This window comes from Alphaproteobacteria bacterium SS10, from assembly GCA_019192455.1.
Classification (GTDB): domain Bacteria; phylum Pseudomonadota; class Alphaproteobacteria; order TMED2; family TMED2; genus TMED2.
Genome location: JAHCML010000003.1, coordinates 959,344 through 981,317, shown reverse-complemented (window position 1 = coordinate 981,317; position 21,974 = coordinate 959,344). Strand labels below are relative to the sequence as shown.

Annotated in this window: 18 protein-coding genes; 8 read left to right on the top strand and 10 right to left on the bottom strand. The window is 58.2% G+C overall.

What is annotated here, in order from left to right:
* The first annotated feature begins 6 nt into the window (after positions 1-6).
* From KI792_04900 to KI792_04880, 5 genes are all read left to right on the top strand, one after another.
* A complete protein-coding gene (locus KI792_04900; protein ID MBV6632358.1) occupies positions 7-705 on the top strand; it encodes a haloacid dehalogenase type II in 699 nt (232 codons plus the stop codon).
* Entirely contained in the window at positions 702-1,655 is a 954-nt protein-coding gene (locus KI792_04895; GenBank protein MBV6632357.1) for an alpha/beta hydrolase, read from the top strand. Before KI792_04900 ends, KI792_04895 begins: the two co-directional genes overlap by 4 nt.
* 15 nt (positions 1,656-1,670) lie before the next feature.
* Entirely contained in the window at positions 1,671-2,747 is a 1,077-nt protein-coding gene (locus KI792_04890) for a threonine/serine dehydratase (GenBank protein MBV6632356.1), read from the top strand.
* Between the two features lie 9 nt (positions 2,748-2,756).
* The gene (locus KI792_04885; GenBank protein ID MBV6632355.1) at positions 2,757-3,764 is read left to right on the top strand and encodes a flippase-like domain-containing protein; all 1,008 of its coding nucleotides are present in this window, start codon (positions 2,757-2,759) and stop codon (positions 3,762-3,764) included.
* 2 nt (positions 3,765-3,766) lie between these two features.
* Positions 3,767-4,714 (top strand): GNAT family N-acetyltransferase, encoded by a 948-nt coding sequence (locus KI792_04880; protein MBV6632354.1) that lies wholly within the window; start codon positions 3,767-3,769, stop codon positions 4,712-4,714.
* A gap of 10 nt (positions 4,715-4,724) precedes the next feature.
* On the opposite strand, the gene msrB is transcribed toward KI792_04880, so the two are convergent.
* Positions 4,725-5,135 (bottom strand): peptide-methionine (R)-S-oxide reductase MsrB, encoded by a 411-nt coding sequence (msrB, locus tag KI792_04875; GenBank protein MBV6632353.1) that lies wholly within the window; start codon positions 5,133-5,135, stop codon positions 4,725-4,727.
* Between the two features lie 314 nt (positions 5,136-5,449).
* Between msrB and KI792_04870 the strand changes: the two genes are divergently transcribed.
* On the top strand, positions 5,450-6,871 hold the full coding sequence (locus KI792_04870) for an insulinase family protein (GenBank protein MBV6632352.1): 1,422 nt from the start codon (positions 5,450-5,452) through the stop codon (positions 6,869-6,871).
* 14 nt (positions 6,872-6,885) lie between these two features.
* Here the strand turns inward: KI792_04870 and KI792_04865 are convergent, their stop codons facing one another.
* From KI792_04865 to KI792_04855, 3 genes are all read right to left on the bottom strand, one after another.
* A complete protein-coding gene (locus KI792_04865) occupies positions 6,886-8,817 on the bottom strand; it encodes an acyl CoA:acetate/3-ketoacid CoA transferase (protein ID MBV6632351.1) in 1,932 nt (643 codons plus the stop codon).
* Positions 8,818-8,934: 117 nt separating this feature from the next.
* Positions 8,935-9,531, bottom strand: a complete 597-nt coding sequence (locus tag KI792_04860) for a cytochrome b (GenBank protein MBV6632350.1) — start codon at positions 9,529-9,531, stop codon at positions 8,935-8,937.
* 72 nt (positions 9,532-9,603) lie between these two features.
* On the bottom strand, positions 9,604-10,503 hold the full coding sequence (locus KI792_04855) for a hypothetical protein (protein ID MBV6632349.1): 900 nt from the start codon (positions 10,501-10,503) through the stop codon (positions 9,604-9,606).
* Between the two features lie 106 nt (positions 10,504-10,609).
* Between KI792_04855 and KI792_04850 the strand changes: the two genes are divergently transcribed.
* Positions 10,610-11,056, top strand: a complete 447-nt coding sequence (locus tag KI792_04850; protein ID MBV6632348.1) for a hypothetical protein — start codon at positions 10,610-10,612, stop codon at positions 11,054-11,056.
* A 2-nt stretch (positions 11,057-11,058) separates the two neighbouring features.
* Positions 11,059-11,514, top strand: a complete 456-nt coding sequence (locus tag KI792_04845) for a hypothetical protein (protein ID MBV6632347.1) — start codon at positions 11,059-11,061, stop codon at positions 11,512-11,514.
* Here KI792_04845 and KI792_04840 read toward each other — a convergent pair.
* Genes KI792_04840 through KI792_04815 form a run of 6 tightly spaced genes read right to left on the bottom strand, consistent with a single transcriptional unit; the run spans position 11,494 to position 21,795 of the window.
* Positions 11,494-13,002 (bottom strand): sigma-54-dependent Fis family transcriptional regulator, encoded by a 1,509-nt coding sequence (locus tag KI792_04840; protein MBV6632346.1) that lies wholly within the window; start codon positions 13,000-13,002, stop codon positions 11,494-11,496. The genes KI792_04845 and KI792_04840 overlap by 21 nt on opposite strands.
* 4 nt (positions 13,003-13,006) lie before the next feature.
* Positions 13,007-15,556, bottom strand: coding sequence for a response regulator (locus KI792_04835; GenBank protein ID MBV6632345.1), 2,550 nt, complete (start codon positions 15,554-15,556; stop codon positions 13,007-13,009).
* Positions 15,557-15,560: 4 nt separating this feature from the next.
* Positions 15,561-17,633: a hypothetical protein gene (locus KI792_04830; protein ID MBV6632344.1), complete on the bottom strand. Its 2,073-nt coding sequence runs from the start codon at positions 17,631-17,633 to the stop codon at positions 15,561-15,563.
* Complete coding sequence (locus KI792_04825; GenBank protein MBV6632343.1) at positions 17,630-19,063, bottom strand: exosortase/archaeosortase family protein; 1,434 nt, start codon at positions 19,061-19,063, stop codon at positions 17,630-17,632. The genes KI792_04830 and KI792_04825 overlap by 4 nt, the downstream gene beginning before the upstream one ends.
* Positions 19,060-19,950 (bottom strand): DUF4114 domain-containing protein, encoded by an 891-nt coding sequence (locus KI792_04820; protein ID MBV6632342.1) that lies wholly within the window; start codon positions 19,948-19,950, stop codon positions 19,060-19,062. The genes KI792_04825 and KI792_04820 overlap by 4 nt, the downstream gene beginning before the upstream one ends.
* A 42-nt stretch (positions 19,951-19,992) precedes the next feature.
* A complete protein-coding gene (locus KI792_04815) occupies positions 19,993-21,795 on the bottom strand; it encodes a sugar transferase (GenBank protein MBV6632341.1) in 1,803 nt (600 codons plus the stop codon).
* Between the last annotated feature and the right edge of the window lie 179 nt (positions 21,796-21,974).

The window sequence follows — 21,974 nt, the reverse complement described above, 5'->3', positions numbered from 1 at the left end:
GGACGTATGGGGAACCAACCAATCATCAGCGGTATCCGTGCCTGCGTGTTCGACGCCTATGGCACGATCTTCGACCTCGTCTCGGCAACCGATCGCTTAAGCGCATCACTAGGTGATAAGGCCGGTCCGCTCGGTGATATCTGGCGCGCTAAGCAGTTGCAGTACACTTGGCTGCGCTCCCTCACCGATGAATACACACCGTTCTGGCAAGTGACGGCCGAGGCGCTGGATTACGCGATGGCGCAGCTGGGCATCGATGATGACGAGCTACGGTCGAGCCTGATGGAGGGCTATCGTGGCCTAGACGCCTATGCGGATGTGGCACCGGTATTGGAACGCCTTCGTGCGGCTGGACACGGCACCGCAATCCTCTCCAATGGTTCCAAAAACATGCTGGCGAGCGGCGTTGAGAATGCCAATCTCCAGCACCTGTTGGATCATGTTCTATCGGTCGATGATGTGGGCATCTTCAAGCCTGACCATCGGACCTATCAGATGGCCTGCGATGCGTTTGGCGTTGGTCCGTCAGAGATTTGTTTCCTCTCCTCCAATGGCTGGGATGCCGCTGGGGCGGCCGGTTTTGGCTTCCAAGTTGCCTGGATTAACCGGGCGGGACTACCGGTTGAGCGGCTACCCGCCCGCCCTAAGGCCATCATAAATTCAATGGATGGGTTGCCCGCAGTTTTGGGTCTGGAGGCAGTATGACCAGCAAGCTGGACCCAACACCGCAAACAGGATTTGAGCAGCGGTACATCACCGTTGGTGATGGCTTGCGCCTTGCCTTCCGTGACTATGGCAGCGCCCAAGCCCCCGGCCCGACCATTCTATGCCTTGGCGGGTTGAGCCGAAATTCTAGGGACTTCCATGATTTGGCCCTCTGGTTGAAACCAAATCACCGGGTGATCTGCCCCGACTATATTGGGCGTGGAGACTCTGATCGGGCTGAGGATGCGGAGCGCTATCAACCACCGCGCATGTTGGGCGATGTTCTGGCCCTAACCACCGCCTTAAACCTGCACAACCTGATCGTGGTTGGCACCTCACTCGGTGGGTTTCTGACGATGGGATTGGCGGTGTTAAGCCCAACCCTGGTTAGGGCTGCCGTGATCAATGATGCCGGCCCAGATTTCGGTAATACCGCGCTAGAACGGATTGTCGATTACCTAGGACAGGATCACCCCAAGCCGGATTGGGAAACGGCGATCCACGACCTTAAGACCCAGTTTGCCCATCTTGGCTTCGAAGAAGACCAGGATTGGCGTGACCTAGCCGAGGGCAGCTTTACCGCCGGTGATGATGGCCTCCTGCATGTGAGCTGGGACACAAGGCTGGTTGAGACAATTACCAACCGGGAAGATGGTTTTGACCTCTGGGCCCTGTTTAAAGCCCTTGGCGATCGTGAGGTTTTGGCCCTGCGCGGCGCCAATTCAGACGCGCTGCTGCCCGAGACCTTCAAAGAAATGGCGGAAAACCTGCCAAACATCACCGCGATCACGGTGGATAACAGGGCGCATACTCCCTCTTTGCGTGAACCCATCGTCCGTGAGAATATTGCGGCTTTCTTGGAACGGGTAGATCACCGATTAATGGATAACGAACAGCAAAATATGGAAACACCCGCGACATCAGCCAGCCAATCGGCACATGGCACGTAAGCGGAGGTCAGCACTATGCTAACCAATCCAGAGACTATCGAAACAATCCCGTTTAAGGCGACGGCAGGCCTGTCGATTGCCGCGATCCGTGCGGCCGCGCACCGTCTTGAAGGCGTGGCAGAGCGTACGCCGCTCTTGAACGTGCCCATGCTGGATAAGATCCTTGGCGGGCGCCTGTTCATTAAAGCCGAATGCCTACAGAAGACCGGCAGCTTTAAGTTCCGTGGTGCCTACAACTCAATCGCGCAGTTGAGCCCAGCCGACCGCCCACGCGGTGTCATCGCCTACTCTTCCGGCAACCATGCCCAGGGTATGGCAGCAGCGGCCAATATGCTGAACACCGAAGCCACCATCATCATGCCGGTTGATGTGCCGCAGCTTAAGCTGCGCAACACCGTTGCCTGGGGTGCTGAGGTCCTGACCTATGACCGCCCGAATGGTGAGCAGCGCGAGGAAGTCGCCCAGCGCATTATTGATAAGACCAACCCGGTTCTAATCCGTCCCTATGATGATTGGCATGTCATGGCAGGCCAAGGGACCATGGGCCTGGAAATTACCGACCAGCTGAACCAACAGGGCCTTGAGGCCGATGCCGTGATCGCCCCAATGGGCGGCGGCGGTATGCTGGCCGGTATTGCGACCGCCATGGCGGCGACCAGCCCGGACACCGAAATATATGGTGCCGAACCGCATGAGTTTAACGATCTTCAGCGCTCACTCGGCTCTGGAGAGCGGCTTACCAATGACAAGCTGATTGGTTCTATCTGCGACAGCATCATGACAGCGGCACCGGGTGAACTGACCTGGACCGTACTCCGCCGCCTCGCCAAGGGCAGCCTTACCGTCTCAGATGCTGAGGTTCTGCACGCCATGGCGACCGCCTTCCACTTCTTCCGGATTGTGGTTGAACCAGGTGGCGCCGCGGCGCTTGCCGCCGTCTTAAGTGGCCGGATCGATATCAAGGATAAGGTTGTCGTCGCCGTCTGTTCCGGCGGCAATGTTGACCCAGGCATCTTTGGTCAGGCGCTCGACATGATGAAGCCAGGCACCGATTTTGGTGGCTGCCCAGCCGCTGGCATCCTGGCACGGTAACACCCTCCAATGACTGAAACCGCGACGAGTAGATGGCGGCCGCCAGCCTGGCTGGTTTTCGGCCTGAAAGTCGTGGTCTCGGTCGGCCTGATCATCCTTTTGTTCAATCAGGCTGATCTTGGCTGGATGGCTAGCATCCTTAGCTTTGACCTAATCCCCGCCCTGCTGCTAGCCGGTACGGTGCTGCTAGTGCAGAGTTTCGGCATGGGCTACCGCTGGCATGCACTGCTTAGTGCCCTGGGCCTGATCAAAGACCTTCGTTGGGCGTTAAAGCAGGCCTTCATCGCCACCTTCTTCAATCAATGCCTACCCTCCTCTATCGGTGGTGATGGCTACCGCGTGGTGGTGGCCAAGCGTGCCGGACTGGATTGGCAACCCGCCGTCTCCAGCGTATTGGTGGAGCGCTACACCGCCGTTGTCTGCTTGATCATTGTGGCGGCGATCGGCCTGATCCCCCTAACCCTTGCCCTGACTGAGAGCAGCTTGATCTGGCTGTTTGTCACCTTCGTTGTCGGTGGGTTTGCCGGTGCCCTGCTGATTGCCTGGCTGGCAGAGATCGCGGCGTTTCAGAAACTGCCCGGCCTGTTATCGCGATTGCTCAATGCATGGATTGTTGGCCGAGTATTTGCCGATATGCGCCGGGTCATCCGCTCGCGACGGCTGGTTGTTATCTTGGGCAGCGCTGGCCTGATCAATAACGCCGCCAATGGCGTCGCGGTTTGGATCGTCGGGCAAGCGCTTGGGGTTGAGCTCGGGCTCCTGCCCTATATGACGATTATGGCCATGGCGACCCTGATTACCATCATACCAATCTCCCTCGCTGGATGGGGGCTGCGGGATGGTGTTGCGGTGCTTTTGCTTACCGCCGTTGGTGTTGCCGAAACCGAGGCGTTGATCATCTCGATCNCCTACGGCTTGGCCCTGCTGCTCTCATCGATCCCTGGCGGCGTGCTGTTATGGCGGGCCGTGAAGGTTGAACCGAAGGCAGGTGAGAACAACACGGTTGAGAAAGCCTAGCCGTGGCGCTGTCCCTTACTCCTGTTGCCGGTGATCAGCTCGACAGCTGGGATGCGATGTATGCCAGCGCCCACCGTCCCGCCGTCTCGCAATCGCGCTACTATGCTGAGGCTCTCGCCAGCGCCCGTGGATGGCTGTCGGATTTCTACCTTGTCCAAGATGGGGACGAAGTTCTGGGCGGCTGTGTCGTCCAGACTAAGCATCAACCAATTGGCAAGGCCATGCGGATTGAGCGCGGACCAATCTGGACCAAGCAACCCACAGACGGCCAGCAACTGGATGTGCTGACCCAGTTAGCAGACATGACCAAACCGCGCTGGTTTGAGCGTCGACGCTTCTATCCGGACTTGCCCAATAACGGTGCTGTTGCTGGCGCCCTGCCCTCACTCGGCTTTAAGCGCGTCGACATTGGCTATCGCACCATCTGGCTTAAGCTTGAGCAACCACAGGCAGTGCGACGCACAGCATTACGGCAGAACTGGCGTCATGCCCTGGCAAAGGCCGAACGGCCCGGCCTAACGATCCAGATAGATGACCGTGGCGAGCATCTATCGTGGCTTACCGCACATCATGAGCATGCCATGCGCCGCCAACATTTCATCGGCCCCACCAGCCTGTTCCTGGGCGCCTTAAAGTCACAAGCTGCCAATACTGGCGACTTCCTGATCTTCCGCGCCCATTACCTGGGCAAGCCGATTGCCGGCGCCCTGATGCTTCGGCACGGGCCAGCGGCAACCTATCTGGTCGGGTGGAGCGGGAAAATCGGTCGGAAATACAATGCACAACACCTATTGCTTTGGCAGGCGATCAGTCACCTGCAAGACAAGGGCGTGCAATATCTCGACCTTGGCGGCGTTAACCCGGAGGGCGCTAAGGGCGTTACCTACTTCAAGCGTGGATTGCTAACCCCGGCTGATGAGGAAGCAACCGGGGCGCCAATCTATCGCTGACGCAGGCCGCCTACTCAGCCGGCGGCTTGTGGTCGAGTGCGACTGAATTCATGCAGTAGCGTTTGCCGGTTGGCGGCGGACCATCGGGGAAGACATGACCTAGATGGGCATCGCAGCGGGCACATAGAACCTCAACCCGCACCATGCCGTGGGAGTTGTCCGTTTTCTCGGTCAGTCGCTCGGGCGTGATGGGTTGATTGAAGCTTGGCCAGCCGGTGCCGCTATCATATTTGGTATTGCTGTCGAACAGCTCCAAACCACAGCAAATACAGGCATAGATTCCCGGCTGTTTTGCCATGCAATACTCGCCTGAGAAGGGCCTTTCGGTACCATGTTGGCGCGTTACGGCAAATTGTTCTGGCGTTAATTGCGCACGCCACTCAGCTTCGGTTTTTTCTATTTTTTCAATAACTTCTGACATCAACCTAACCTTATGAGCTGCCTCGTATTGGGTATGAAGAACTAGTTAGGCCATCACCCGCTCAACGGCAAGTCACGACCCCGTTTCCGCTTTCGTAACAGAACCGTAACCTTTCGCTCGACCGCCCCGATCCGCCGGCGAAAACCCGGCCAATATTGGCCCAGCGGTCCACCATATAGCAACCAACCGACGGACACTCTCCCCCTGTCAGGACGGTTGCGCATCACGCCCTCGTCTCTCCCCCGCGGGTGTTGATCGAACCGCCCATCCGCCAACCCGGATGGTGCTGAGCAATACTTTTAGGGGAGAGCCACATGGCCGCCGAAAACATCCGTATTACCCGTCTCGATAACGGGCTCACCATCGTGACCGATAGCGTGCCCCATGTTGAGACCATGTCCGCTGGCGTCTATGTCGGCGTTGGTGCCAAGCATGAGGTGCCTGAGAATAACGGCATCAGCCACTTCCTTGAGCACCTGATGTTTAAGGGCACGAACAAGCGCACCGCTGATGAGTTGATCGAAGAGATCGAGATGGAAGGTCTGGGTGTGAATGCCTACACGGCCAAGGACCTCACCGCCTATCACCTCACCGGCCTGAAAGAGAGCCTGGGCAAATCCATCGGCGTTCTGGCCGATATGGTTCAGAACAGCCAAATCCCAGAGGATGAGCTGAACAAAGAACGCGGCGTCGTGCAGCAGGAGATCTCCCGCAGCCAGGATAACGCCATGGCCCAGATGTATAACGGGATGATGGCAGAGGCCTACCCAGACCAGCCTTATGGCCGCACGGTTCTAGGCCCAGCTGAGAATATCCAAGACCTGCCGCGTCAGGCGTTCCTCGACTACATCAAAGAGCACTACACCGGTGAGAATATGGTCCTCGCCGTCTCAGGCAATGTGGATCATGACGAGGTCGTCGCCCACGCGAAGGAGCATTTCACCAACCTGCCCAAAGGCATGCCAGAGCCCGCCGATCCAATTGAGTATGTTGGCGGCTATCACAAGCAAGAAGGCCAAATTCAACAGGCCCACTTCGCCATTGGCATGAAGAGCGTTGGCCGCAACCACCCGGACTATTACGCCCATGTACTGGCTTCCCAAATCCTGGGCGGTGGCATGTCCTCCCGCCTATTTGAGGAAGTGCGGAAAAAGCGCAGCCTGGTTTACACAACCTCCGCGGCCCTGACCGGCAATGAAGATACCGGCATCATGTACGCCTATGGTGGCACGACGAAGGATGAGCTGGCCGAGATGGTGCCTGTCATGGCCCGTGAGATTGTACGGCTATCCGAAGATGCCAGCCAGGGAGAGCTGGACAAGGTGCGGCGGCGCCTGATGACCGGCCTTGCTGGTCAGCAAGAGGCCATGGAAGACCGCCGCGACAGCCTGGGCCGTGAGGTCCTGCGTGATGGCAAGGTGACCCCGATGGCTGAGCTAAAAGAGAAGCTTGAAGCGGTCACGATTGAAGACATCCGCCGAGTTGCCGCCGATTGGCGCCGCAGCCCACCAACCGTGTCCGGCTATGGGCAGGTTGAGAAGATGCCATCCTATGAAGAGATCAAAGGCATGCTGCCGCCACCGCTGGCACCAGACCGCATGTACAATCTGCAGAACCTGGCGGGTCTACGCCCAGGTGCCGGGGCTGAGGATCAAGACATCAGTCATCTGATCCGGCCTAAGCGTCAGCCAAGCAACGATCCAAAGCCAGAAGAGCGGCGCAAGCTGGGCATGTAAGCCCGGCAAGCCGCCTAGCCTTTCAGGCGTTCTAAGAAGCCCTGGGCCTCATCCTTCGTTTCAAAGATGTGCGGTGCTACATCGCGCTTAAGGGTGTGGCCCAGCTTCAGCTTCATAAAGGCAGACGTCGTGTAGCGACTAACATGGGTGTAGAAGCGATCTTCCATCGACTTCACCATGGCGCCATAGGCATCTGCGATATCACTATCGATCTGGAAGCCTGAATAGTTGGCCACCACCTCGACGCGGAAGCCAAGCGGCTCACATTTGCGGATCACCTCATTCCCGATCTCATCCACATCGGCGATGTTGCGCACGCGCATGCCCTGGAAGTTGAGGTAAAGTCGCTTCGCCGCAATATCGAGGGCCACCCGGTCATCGAGGCTTAGATCCAAGAGACGATTATCCAGGCCGATTAGTGCCTGGTCAAAGATGGCAGGATCCATCTCTTTGGGCTCCCCCACCAAGGGCGCAAAGCCCATCTGACGGACGATATCCCGCTCAATATCGATGCCTGGTGCCACCTCAGTCAGGGCCAGCCCCTGCTCGGTCAACTCAAACACCGCGCGCTCGGTGACATAGATCACTGGCTTGCCATCAGCGATCGCTTGGCGGCCACTAAAGGTCACCTGCTCAACCTTCTCGATGAACTTTGCCGACCGTCCCTCATTCAGGATTTCGAGGCGGCCATCATCAACCTTCAAGTTCATGCCACCAGCCCGGAAGGTGCCGGCAAACACCACCTTGCGGGCGTTTTGCGAGATATTGATAAAGCCACCAGCCCCAGCCAACCGGCCACCGAAGCGGCTGACATTCACATTGCCCTCAGCATCTACCTGGGCCATGCCAAGGCAGGCCATATCAAGGCCGCCACCATCATAGAAATCGAACTGCGCGTTCTGGGCGATGACCGCATCAGTATTGGTGGCAGCACCAAAATCGAGACCACTGGCCGGGCGACCACCAATTACGCCTGGCTCTGCCGTTAGGGTCACATGTTCGAGCATCCGCTCTTCCGCGGCGATGGCGGCAACCCCCTCCGGCATCCCAATACCTAGATTGACCACACCATTAACTGGCAGCTCCAACGCACAACGCCGCGCGATGACCTTACGGTCGCCAAGCTCCATCGGCTCCTGCCCTCGCGATGGGGCGCGGGCCTCGCCAGAGAAGTAGGGTGAGTAATCAGTGGCAAAGGTCTGGGCATGGTTCTCAGGTTCGGCCACGACAACCGCGTCAACTAACGCCGCCGGTACCACGACATCGCGGGGGTTGAGTGAACCCTTTGCCACGACCCGCTCAACCTGCGCGATCACAACACCGCCAGAGTTCCGGGCCGCCATGGCCATGGCCAGATTGTCGAGGATTAGCGCCTCACGCTCTAGGGTCAGGTTACCCGCCTCATCCGCGGTGGTGCCGCGCAATAGCGCCACCTGGATCGGATGGCAGGGGTAGAACAGCCGCTCTTCCCCATTAATCTCCATCAGCTGAACGAGATCCTCAGTGGAGACAGAATTGATTTTACCGCCCTCAAGACGTGGATCGACAAAGGTACCGAGGCCAACCTTCGTGATCACACCGGGCTTACCAGCAGCGATATCGCGAAACATATGGGAGATGACGCCCTGGGGCAGGTTATAGCCCTCAATCTGTTCATCGAGCGCCAGCTGACCAACCTTGGGGATCAGCCCCCAATGGCCGCCAATAACACGCTTGAGCAGGCCATCATGACCGAGGCGGTTTAACCCCCGCTCTTTCCCATCACCCTGCCCAGCGGCGAAGATCAGGGTTAGGTCGCGCGGTTCCTTGGTCTCAACGAACCGATCCTCAACCGCCTTGAGAAGCTCCTCAGGCACACCGATGCCAACGAAGCCAGAGGTACAAATGGTGTCACCGGAACGGATCAGTGCCGCTGCACCGGCGGGGGATACGATTTTATCGATCATGGCAAACAAGCCTCCCAAGTCGCGCGGCATCGTTTAAAGGCGCCGCATGCCTTGGGCGGTTGTTTACGGTCAGATCATGAAAAAATCGAGAGCTTAAGCGCGTATGGCCGCCATGGATTAAGGCAGGCTAATCCGCCGAAACACGCCATCCCTCTTCACAAAGCGATGCATCAGGGCGGCCCCGACATGCATGGCGATCAGCACGGTGATCAGCAGGCCGCCATACCAATGCAGAGTGAACAGCAGCTCCGACAACTCTTTATCCTTACCGATAAGGCCCGGCAGATTGATGCTGAAGAACTGCACCGGAAAGCCACCAGAGGCCGTGCCCAGCCACCCTAAAACTGGCATCGCAAACAATAGGACGTAGAGGCCGATATGAACCGCACCGGCAATCATATGCTGGGCCTTTGAGAGCTCGGTCAGCGGTGCCGGTTTCGGGCGCGCGGCCTTGATGATTAGACGCAGAACGAACAGCCCCAGAATGATGACGCCAAAGGTCTTATGGTAGGTGTAGATGAAGTTGGTCCACTCACCACCGACCAGATTGCGGATGCCGCTGAAGCCATAGATGCCGAGGGCAATACCGCTCAACACCATCCAGGCCATGATGAAGGCTGTTACCCAATGGACGAGACGCAGGGCCATGGGGTGCCTATCTGTCTTACCGCCCGCAATATCAGCGGCGTTCTCGGTCACTTCCTCAACCGCCATTGCGTCGGGCGCTTCGGTGTTGGTTGGTTCCACACTCATAACTGTTCCTATTCCTGCCGATTGATGCCGTTCTTAACGACGACACTGACCACCAAATGGAGCCACCGGCCAATCCCTCTGTAGGTCGACCAATTCGACCTTATTCTCCCAAACCCCGGTGTCATCAACCGCGAGAACACCGAGATAGCTAAGCTCACCCTCATAGCCGACGACCCAAAAGCCGTTTGAGGTATCGAACTCAAGCAGCTCAATCTCTCGCCAGCCATTGTCATCGGCAATCTGGATTAGGAAGGCCTGAAGCCTGTCCTTATAGCCATCCATAGGCTCAACAATGGCGCGCCCGGGTTCAAGCATGACGTTGAAATCCTCAAATCGCGCCTCTGGGGTGAAACCCGTTAGCCGCGCTGGAATGTCGAGAACACGCTCTAAATCGGCAAGGCGTTTGCCATCGCTATCACTCAAAGATACCACCGCCGTTACAGGGTCGGGGTAATCACCCTCGGGCAGCATATCGTGAGGGTAGAACTGCAAAACGATGTCGCAGATACCGCCGACGCAAAAGGCCCGATGCGTTTCCACATGGATATCACTGCCAAAAATACCTGGCGGATAGATGACCGCCTCTCGCCCGTCTTTGCGTTCGAAGTCTCGGTCAATCCGGAACTGATAGCCGACCGTAGCGCCATCATCCCCCTCGATATCTGGGAAGCTTAGGTCGATCTGGGCCACCTGCGCCTCCAACTCAGCGTCAATGGGGAGGTAAACTTCCAAGGCGCTAAGGAAGTCGACAATCCTGGCACCACAGGTGATCTGTTCATACCGATCAAACTTAGGATCAAAATGCCTGAGCTGCTGCTCCGCACCGGCATTGCCAGCAAAACCAGAAACAACAAGCGCTAACGCAAGCCGCCAAAGGGCGCCGCTCCGATGAAAATTAACCAGTTTTGCGACCATGTCGGGTCCAGAAGGCAATTCATAATCCCACAGTGCTAACCTAACGCAGATAGCCCTTGAATGGGTAATGCTCCTAGGACTTGATACCGGCCTTGAACAAAGGCGTGACCAAAGCCCCTACCCCATGCGCGATATCATTCTGCACAAATGGATCATGACCAGCGGCGTTGTGCTGACTGTTGTGCTGATGCTTTTGGCGTTGTTGGTGTTTGATTTCACCCTTGCTCTCGTCCTGTTCGGCATTGTGCTGGTCTTGCCGCCACTGGGGGTGTTGCTGGTGCCAGGTGAGCGACCACGGGCACCATGGCAGGCTGGCCTGCTGGCCCTCGCCGTGATGGGCATACCCCTTATCGTATTTGTTCAGGACGGGCCAACCAGTGACCGGACGGCGACGCTGCTCAGCGGTTTGGCGAATAAGCCCGCTGCTAGCTGGGCCTGGTTAGAACATGTCTACACATCCATGCCTGGGGACAGCGCACGGCACCCCATTGTGCTGCCGGAGGGGTCGGTTGCCACTGCTGGTCGCAATCTAGACCTCCTCAACATGCTCGAAGAGCCGGAGAAGCAGTAGCCATGGCCCGCTTCAACATCGGCCGAGCCATCATTCGCGTGTTGGTTCTCGAGTTCATCATTGTGATGATCCTCGCCACCCTTTTGGGTATCGGCATCATCCGGTACATGGAGATTTTGGACCATGATGAATGGCCGATTTACCGCAGCAATCCAACGATCATCGGCCCGTTGATTGGCCGTGAGCTGGCGGCAATTGCACCGTTTGAGATCGACACAATCTGCGGTGACGGGATGGCCAAGGAGCTAGTTGTTGCTTGGCGTGAGAGCCGCCTACCCCGCATTGATCGGGTGCGGCGCCACCTGCATCAGCGGCGCTGGCTAGTTCGGGCTATGTTTGAGAACACGAGTTCGGCAGAGCGAGAGCTGTTTAAGCGCCTCGTCTGCCAACCCGATATCTTGATTGAGCACACCCAGCCTTTACGGCCGGATGATGCCTCAATTAACGGCGGTAACTGACATCTCGTCAGCCAGCCACTTTTCCCACTGCTCGCGCTTGCGATAGATGGTCGATGGGCTGATCTCCAGGATACGCGCGGCGCGAGAGATGTTGCCATTGCAGTGCTGAATGACCGCCTCAATGATGTCCTTCTCAGTCTTCCAGAGCGGACGCAGCAGCGCTTCGGCAGATAGGCCGTTCAACACCTGTGCCTGCGCGGCTGGTGAGGCCAGCGGCATGTGAACCACATTTGCCTGTGGGTCGCCCGGCATCTGTATCGCTGCCTGTGCCGGCATGCCCATGCCTGCCGCAGCAGGCGGCGCGCCACGCCCCAGATACTCTGGCAGGTCCTCCGACTTAACCGTGCCGCCTGGGTTCATTACCACAATATGCCGAACGGTGTTCTGCAGCTCGCGGATATTGCCTGGCCATGGGTAGGCCTCAAGCCGTTCAAGCGCATCGGAGGTAAAGCCATCGAACCGCTTACCTTCATCGGCCGCATAGGTGCTAACGAAATGACTTAGCAGCAGAGGGATATCAGAGCGACGATCCCGCAGCGGTGGCAGGTTCAACGGTACAACGTGGAGGCGGTAATAGAGGTCCTCCCGGAACCGGCCGGCGGCAATCTCCGCCATCGGGTCACGGTTGGTGGCACAGATGATCCGCACATCCACCTTCTCATCGGTTTCCGCACCAACCTTCTTCACCTGGCCAGTCTGTAAGAATCGCAGCAGTTTGGACTGCAGGCTGATGTCCATCTCACAGATTTCATCAAGGAACAGCGTGCCACCATCAGCCGCTTGTGCCGCACCTAAGCGATGCGAGGTTGCGCCGGTAAACGCCCCCTTGATATGGCCAAACAACTCGCTTTCCATCAGGTCCTTAGGAATGGCCGCACAGTTGATGGCGATAAACGGCTTATCCTTACGGTCACCGGCCTTATGAATAGCGGTGGCGCAAACTTCTTTACCCGTACCGCTTTCACCGGTGATGAAGACAGGAACCTTGGATTGCGCAACGCTGGCGATGGTTGAGCGCACATGGTTCATCGCGGGGGCGCGACCGATCATGCCTTCAAGGCTTTCCGCCTTAATGGTCTCCGCAGGGGCTTCATTATTCACACCGCGCAGGACTTCCGCTGCATCGAGTGCGTTGTTCACGGCGGTCACGAGGCGATCCTCGTTAAACGGCTTCACGAGGAAGTCGAAGGCGCCAAGTCGCATGGCCTCAACCGCGCGGTTAATCGAGCCATCGGCGGTAATCACGATGGTCGCGGGACCACCATCCTGGCCATCCAAGCCCTCAAGCAGCTCAGTACCGTTACGGTCTGGCAGCCCTAGATCGAGCAACATGACGTCATATTCTTGTTGCGCCAAATGCTGCTCACCTTCGGTTACCGTGTTCACGATATCCGCGCTGAGATTATGTTTCCCGAGGAAGGCCCGATAAGTTTCGGCCAACACCATCGCGTCTTCTACGATCAGTATGTTTGGTTTTCTCGCCAGCATGGGTTTACCCCGCTTCTGTTTGGTTAAGTTGTTCAGTCAGTAGTTCGACGGAGTTATCCGCCAGATGCCGCAACCGCTCGATTACCGGTGGCTGCGTTGGGTTTAAAATCTGTTCGGGCATGTTGTGCAGCACGCGCGCTTCCCGCTCGAGCTGCATGGCACCAAAAGCTGAGGCGATACCGCAGAGCGCATGGCTCAACTGCCCAACATGATGCACATCTTTGTTCTGTATGGCCTGATCCAGCAGCTCCAGACGGTTGGCTAGGTCATCCTTAAACCGGGCGAATAAGCTGGCCACGGTCTCCGGTGGCAGCGAGCCCGATAGCTGCTGTACCAGCGCTTGATCGATCAAGGACACCGCACCGGAGGTAACCTCCACGCCTGTATCCTCATTACTCGTTTCAGCCATCGGCTCCCCTTTGGCGGTGACGCGATTGATCCAACCCATCAGGGCCGGCCAATCGATTGGTTTGTTAAAGACGGCACCGACACGCCCCTGCTCCAGCTCTTCCGCCTTCGCGGCCATGGAGAAGGCAGTGAGGGCCGCAATTGGCGTGTCGACATTAAAGCCATTGTGTTGGCGAATGCGGCGGGCGGCTTCAAAGCCATCCATCACCGGCATTGAGATATCTAGCAGGATGACATCGAAGCTTTGGCGGGCGGCCTCATCAACCGCCTCTTGGCCATTGGTTACGACAACGGCACGGTGCTGTTCTTCACCGAGATAGGCGGCCAAAACTTCGCGGTTGATAGCGTTGTCATCGGCAATCAGGACGCTCAGCGGCCTTGAATGATGGCCCGCTGATGACGGCACAGCGGCTGTGCCAAAGCCTTCTGGCGTCGCGTGACCAGCAGCCTCACCCAGCAAACCAATCGGCAGGCGCATTCTAAAGCGAGCGCCGTCGCTTGAGGCTTCTGATGTTTCTAACAGCTCCAGCTCACCGCTTAGGCTCAGTGACAGGCTGCGCGCGATGGCAAGGCCGAGCCCGGCACCGGCAGCGCCCTCATTGATTTTCCCGATGCGCACAAACGGCTCAAAGATTGCCTCGGCGCGATCCTCCGGAATGCCCGGGCCGCAATCAGCCACAATCAAATCAACGCATCCCTCAGGGGCCAGCGCAACGTCATTGCTGCGCGAGACCTGCAGCATAATCAAGCCATCCATAGATGCCTTAATGGCATTGCTAAGCAGCTTGTCGAGGATCTGATGCAACCGCCCACGATCAGAGCTGATCCGCTGTGGTGCCTCGGGCTCAATCTCCAGATGCAGCTTCAGGCCACGATCCTCTGCCTTATCGCGCCAGCGCTCTAGTGCCGTCACCAGCTCATCACGCAGGTTAAACGGCTGTGCTCTTAGTGGTGTTGCGCTCTCCCCGCCCGCTTGAAGCGTTGAGAAGGCAATCACGTCGTCTAGCATATGCCGCAGATGTGCGGCCGATTGCTGCGCAATATCAACCAGCCGGTCATGGCTCTCAGACACTGGCGCACGGCGGATCAGATCGAGTGCACCCAGTAAGCCATTCATCGGGGTTTTGAACTCATGGCCCATCATCGCGAGGAAGGCGGACTTTACGGCATCGGCTTCCTGCGCTTTCGCCAGCGCGGCCTTCAATTGCTGCTCATGATGAATGCGCTCACTAATATCGCGGATGGTACCACTAAGACCGATGATCATCTGGCCGCTACCGGCGACAACACCGCAATCGATCTGTAGCTGTCGAGGCTCAGCCCCGGCGCGATCAACCAAACGGAGGGATACTGGGGGCACATCGGCCTTACGAGCCTTGCGAAGCTGACCGAGTGCATCGGTCACCCGGCGACGGTCATCATCATCCAACCGCTCAAGCAGATCGCGCAGCTTCGGACGCTCTTCCCCAAAGAAGCCCAGGGCATTGCCCGACCATTCAAGGTCACCGCTATGGTGGCTCCAGAACCAAGACACTTGGTTGGCGAGTGCTTCGGCACGGGTAAGTAATTGGGTGTGGCGCCGTGCCGTTAGTGCCTGATTACGCTGCTCAGATAAGTCCCGGCACCAAACGATGAAGCGCCTTGGGGCACTGTCCAACATGCCGGTTGGAATAACGGCGAGACGCAACTCAACCGGCAGTGCCACACCATCCTTACCGCGCAGCAAACCCTCCGCCCGCAATGGTGCCGCAGAGCCCGCAGCCTGCCGCAAATGATCTTCGAGCGCGCCACTGTCCGTCGTGCCGTCGGCATTGATCAGCTCGGCAAACTCAATCCAGTCACTCAGCCGCTCAAAGATCAGAGATTCAATCGTCTCGCCGAACAAGGCCCCGGCTGCGTGGTTCGCCTGAAGAATTCGGGTCGCACCGTCGATGATGCAGAGGCCATCAGCGGCACTGGCAATGGCTGCCCTATTCGCCTCATCCAGCACACGGGTTGCCGCCTCCATCACCTCGTCAGGGGCAACCTCCTCACCCTGATGGGCGTTACCGATATCGGAGGGGTTGGCGACCGCATTGCGCAGATCTTCCATGATATCTGGCGCCTGGGTCACGGACCGTCGGGTGGAGAATAGATCACCGGGCATCGGGCTACTCCACCACTGGACGAAGACCGTCCACCGTTAAGGTTTCAAAATTGATGCTCGAAAGCGCGGCAATGAGGTCGGCATCCTCCTCAGCTAATGCCCAGTTGTTCATGGTCTCCAGCCGGCGGCGAACCACGTTGATGATCATGTCGCGAAGCTCGACATCAAAACCGCCGCCGAACAGTGCCTTGGCCTCCAGGACGGCAAAGACCTCCCACCACTTGATTAACATGCGCGGCACCATGACCGCCTCATCAGCGTAGATATCGAGACTGATGCCATGGACCATTGGCGCAAAGGCGGGTTGCTGCAGGATCGCATCGCCCAAATGCCTAAAGGCACGGCTGGTGTCATGGAGTGCGCCATAGGCTGACCCAGCCAGCACAAGGGTGTCCGCGCGTGGCTGCGGTTGCTGCAGCAATGGGCGCAGCAAAAGCAGCGCCTCAGACGCTAGCTCCTCATCCGGCTGCCCCTTCAGCAGATCGCGTGCCTTAGCCCGACGCCAAAAGGCCGCCTGGAACGGGCTATTCGCCTCTAACAGCGTAAGGTAATCACGGCGTTTGGGATCGGTAAGCGATAGACGCGTGTCACCGATGGCCGCGCGAACGACGAGCATGCTACCCGGATACTGCGCGATCAGCTGATCCCAACACCCTGCAACAGCGGTGGCCCGCGCCATATCATCCTGTTGATCGTTGAGACCCAGCGCGTCAGTGCTGCACCGAGATAACGCTGCACGGGCAGGATCATCGCGGAAGTTAATCTGCGGCCGCGGAATGCGGTCGAGGTCGTTCAACGGCGCGCCCATAATGAACCGGGCGGTAGCCAGGTTGCTTTGCACCAGCTCCGGCTCCTCCATCTGCTCCCAAATGGCGGCGGATAGAATGCTCAACACGCCAGAACGCGGCAGCAGATCACGAAGCCCCATAACCCTGTCGAGCATGGCCTCAGCAAGCACGGCATCGTTTACCGTAACGGTTTGCTGCAATGCCTCGAGGCGCTGATCCCAGGTGCTGATGTCATCCCCACTCTCACGCAACTGGGTGGTGAAGTGCATGGGCTGCTGCTCAGCCAGCGAGGCCAAGGTGATGATCAGGGCGCCTTCCGGATCCTGCCGTTTAAAGGTCAGATCATCCGCAAAGCGCTCAAGCACAGCTGCGTTATCCTCAAGCAGCCACAGCGTGCGGGCCAGGCGAAGCTTCTCGCCATCGCTCAGCTCATCGCTCCGTACCGCTGACATCCCATCCCGGATTTCAGCGATAAGCCCCAGCTGCTCATAAAGCTTCATCACATCCAGACGGTCACCTGCCGCAGCATCTGCGACTGGCAACTGCTTCAACGCATCCGCCATTCGGTCGCTATCGCCATTCAAGCCGAACTGGAACGCGAGGCTGACCGCCTGGGCGAAACGCACGCTGTCGTCATCGACCAGTTGATTGAACTGCTCAGACAACGGTGTGATGACCGCGACGGCATCTTCGTTAACACCACCCACAATTGTCTCAACTGCCAGGCGGGCCCAAAGCGGGGCGAAAACAGCATCATCATTCGCGAACAGGTCAATCAGCATGTCTGCTGCTGCCAACTCGTCCTCAAGCGACAGGTAGATTGAGACCAGCTGTCGGCCTGCAACCTGATTGCCAGGATCAACACGAAGGGCTGCCGAGGCCGGGCGCAGGGCGTAATTGAACTGCCCTAAATCGATAAACGCTTTGGCCAGACCAGTTAGAACCGCTGGATCGCGCGGGGCTAAAAGCGATGCTTCCTGCCAGGAGCCTAGCGCGCGGCGCCGGTTAAGGTCATCAATCTCCGGCACCCGATGATAGGCCTCGGCAAGGCGCATCCAAACGGCGGCATCCACGTGATGTGCGCAAACCGGCTCAGACACAAGGCCAGCCAAGTTCCGGGCGATGGCCACAGGTTGCTGATCAAGCGACAGGCCCATCCCATCGCCATGCCAGTTGATACAACGATTGACCAAGCGTAAGCCGAGCGCCCCTGCCCCCATGACAATCAGCAGGGCAAGAACCAGGGCAATGCGGCCCCATGGTATCTGTCTGGTCGGTTGATCGGTCATAGCTCGATCTCCGATACCAGGCTGCCAAACTCGCGCAGCAATGATTGATTGCGGGCGGCAGTTAACCCCTCCGGCAGAACCAGCTGAATGCGAGCAACCGTACCTGCCGTGGCGCCATCCTCGACATCAAGCGGGACCAAGGCCTCAAACACCCGCTGCCGGAAATAGAGGCGCTGGAAAACATACTCTTGAACCTGCTGGCTGGCCGCCGATGCGCCTTCACCAAAACTAACCATCGACAGGCTGCGATGCTGCAGCTTGGTCCAGCCAAGCGCCTCAAAGCAGCGATCCGCATTATGGGCGCCAGCCTCCATGGCGTTGTCATAAATGGCAACCAGCAGAACCACCTCTTGCCCAGGGCCGTCCATGTTGACGTAGCGTCGCTTCGCAATCGCCCGTGGCGCCAGGATCTGCAGTTCTTGATCGGTGATGTCGAGTGCCTCACTCACCCACCCACCATGGGCGATCGGCAAGGGCACGGCACGGCGCTCAGCAGCCACAGTGGTTGGTGCGGCCACACCGATGACCAAGGCACAAATGGCTGCAAAACAAACAGGTGCCGCCAATGGCTTTAGTGCTGACGGCTTTGGCTCATCAGAAACCATTTGTTGCGCAGTTAGCACCGGATCTAGCAGGACCAGCGGCAGTACACCAAAGGCCACCATCGTGCCGTAGCCAAGGATGTCATGAACCAGATTGGCATCCGTCTCTGGCAGCAACACATAGGCAAACGAGATGCCGAGTAAGCGCAGCAGATTGGCGATCAATGCCAAGACGGCAATGGCTGCGATCAACCGAACACGGCTGGCAACCGTATAGCTGCTCAACCAAAAGCCGAGGAATGAACTGACTAGAATTGGCCAGAGCAGCATCAACCCATTGCAGCTTTGCTCAATACGGATCACTGCCTCATTGGTGAAAACTTGGTTGCCCTGACGGACCGCATCGAACTCAAGCGCCCGCAGCGTGAATTCGACGATCCGCGCATCTGCACGTTGGAGCATTGGGGTTAGTAAGTCGTTGACGATGCCAGGGATTGGCAGGGTGAACACCATGGCGGCGGTGGCGACCCCGCCCGCAACACGGCCACTCGGCAACAGCCCGGCAATCAGAACTCCACCAGCGGCAGCGAGCGCTGCCAGATGGGTTAGCACCAAGATATCGGCACTAGCCGCCAAGCTTGAGGCCACCAAACTGCCCCCGATAACGGCCAACAGCATCCAAATCGATGGCATACCGAAGCGCAGCACGTCCTGTTTGCGGTAGATGAAGTATCCAACCAACAGCAAGGCGATGATGCAGAAATCAAACCGCTCTGGCCGCAGCGCTTGCTGCAAGATGTATTGCCAGGCCTCCTGATGCAGCAGGACTGCAATTACAAAGGCGACGCTGGTAACAAGCCAGCCTGGCATCTGTTTCAAGACTGTCATGCCGCCACCCCGCAAGGCTTGCCGGACAGGGCATCACGCTTCGCGCGGTAGGCCTGCAACTGACGACGCACCAACAGCAGCAATGGCAACAGCAGAGCCAGCACTGGGGCTGGTAGAGGGACAGAGGCTGCGATCAGCCCCCGAACATTGTTTACGCCCAGATCAACGGCGAAAACGGCATCATCAAACTCGTTATCAGCACCAGTGAACTGCTCCTCAACCCGCAGCACCAGATAGGGGCTGTCCGCCTGGGCAAAGGCGACGAACTGCTGGAAACCGCCAGGGTTAATGTCCGCCTCACTAAACGCAGCGGGCGTTTGACCGTTGGGCAGCAGGAAGAAGTCCAGATTGGTGTCGGCGGAGAACGTGCCGATATCAACGAAATCACCTGGCGCCAGCGGTGTCGCCTGATTGCGCGTGATCTGCCCCGTTCCATCCCAGAAATCGACTGCTGATGACGCGTCGGGGAAGATCAATTGCGGATTGATACCCGCGTAATTGTTGTCTGGTTGTGAAGCCGGGCGGTCAAAGAAACCAAGGGCATTGGCAGAGTCTGACCGCTCATTCACGAAGTAGACACGGACGTCGTACTCCTCAACCAGCACGATATCGCTGGGGTCCAGGGCAACGATATCGTTAACCCCGGTCCAGTTTGTGTCGGTTGGTCCAAGCCCGAGATTGTCGTAGATGACCGGGTAGGCATTCCGATGGAACCGGCGGCTTGGCCGGTCAGAACGGGCACGGTTCACCGGCGCCACGATATCCAGGCCAAGGGGCCGAGCACCGGACTGAACCGGGCTTTCACGTTGCGCCAAGGCTGATAGCGGGACTAGGCCAAGCCCAATGCCAGCCGCCAAACCGACGGCGAGCGCGAAAGGCGCGAACAAGGCGCGGCCCCTCCCCCCGTGATGTCGGTATCCGGCCATGGCTCAATCGTCATCCAATAGGAAGCGAACCTGAACAAAGGGTTGGAGCGTGGCGCCAACCAGTTGAAGCGATGGAAGAATGGTGGCGACCACATCGTTCCAGTCGCCAATGTCGCTCTTTGGAACGAACACAAGGTCATCGGCCTGCAATGGCAGGTCCAACATGTTGCCAGAGAGGATGGCGTCAGCATCGACGACCAGCAACTCACCCTCTAGCGGTGAATGGGCGCGGATAATACGCACCTGCTGCATATCAGCGGCCGGTGTTAGCGGTCCACCCACTTGGGAAATTGCCTGCAGAAGGGTCAGTGGCTTGCGAGCCAGTGAGACAGCACCGGGGTCCTCAACAGCACCGAGCACATAGGCTTGACGCTCAGACGCGTTGGGCATGAACAAGGTATCACCCGGCTGAAGCCAGATATTCTGTTCTTCCCGACCGTCGCGCAGCAACGCCTCGACATCGATCGGGAGAACGCGCCCATCCCTGCGCAGCTGCGCTCCCCTGAGTGACGCGCTCTCCCGGATGCCATTGCCCAGGCTTACTGCCTGAACAATGTTCGTCGGACGTTCAAGATACCGGACGCCCGGCGAGTTAAACTCACCCAACAGATAGATTGGCTGGCTGCGGTATTCGGCGACCTGCACCAGCACCCATGGATCTTTAAACCGATCTGAAAACGCCTCTTTCAGATCATCTCGGATTTCGACCTCGGTCTTGCCCTCAACCTCAAAGTTCTCAAGCACCGGGATCTGCACCTGGCCGCGATCATCAACCCGCAGCAACAGCTGGTTGAGGCCAGGCTCATCAAACACGTTGATGGACAGGATATCGCCAGGACCAACGCGGTAGGCCGGATCAGGCTCACCCGCCGCGAGTGCTTCGACCCGTACGGCCTCACGCTGAATAGCTGCCTTGGTATCGCGCGCTGGCTCACCGCTTAGGGCAACGGGACCGTTATCGGTAACCTGCAGCCGGGTCAGCGGGCCATCGGTCTCAACCTCACCGCCATAACCGAGGCAACCAACCAGCAGTAGGCAAGCAGCGGTTGCGGCCGAAACCTGGAAGGCACGACCAAGACGGCGGATTACGGTTTCACTAAACACACGGCGGATTAGGTACAGAACCGTCATGGCAATGACGATGGCATCATAAGCAAAGGAGCGGTTGGCGATGTAGTGCATCTCCGCCTCAAACCGCATCTGCCAATCGCGCAGCATGCCAGCACCCTCGGCGTTTCGGATAATGCAGATCTGGGCAAGGCTGGTCAGGCCAGGCTGTACCGCCAAACGCAGACGGAAGCCGGGGATTTTCTCTTCCAACTGCTCTTGAAGCGCTGGCGCAATCGGGCGCGGGCCAACCAACGCCATATCGCCACGGACCACATTCCACAGCTGTGGCAGCTCATCGAGTTTCAGGTCGCGCAGCAACCGGCCGATGCGGGTAATTTCCGGGTCGCCGGCCGCGACGTAGATGGCGCGGCTTTGATCTTTATCGGCGCCGACCGTCATGGTCCGGACCTTCAGGGTCTCAAACGGAAGGCCGCCCGCACCGTACCGGGTCTGGCGGTAAAGGAACGGACCGCGGGAGGTTAGCTTCACCGCAATGAACAGCATTAGGAAGACTGGCGACGAGATGATGATCGTCATCAAGGCCAGCCCACGCTGGGTCAGCGACCACAGCTTTGACATCGGCGGAACGGTTGGGATTTGGCCGCGGGTGACCGGCGCCTCAGACGCATCGGCTGGCACCGTGTCGCTCAACAGCGCGGCGCGTTCCTCGATCACATTGTCTGGAAGAATACCCATCGTATCCCTCAGCCCTACCAGCAGCCATCGCGGCCTGCGCGTAGTTATGAGCAAGATGGTTGCCAAACTGGCATGCCAGCCTAAAGCCAACAAAAACAGCGGGTTACAAGATGAGCAATATAGACCAAACCCAGGGTGTCGCATTTTGCAATGATTGCGTTTTGCAAGATGGGTCGAAA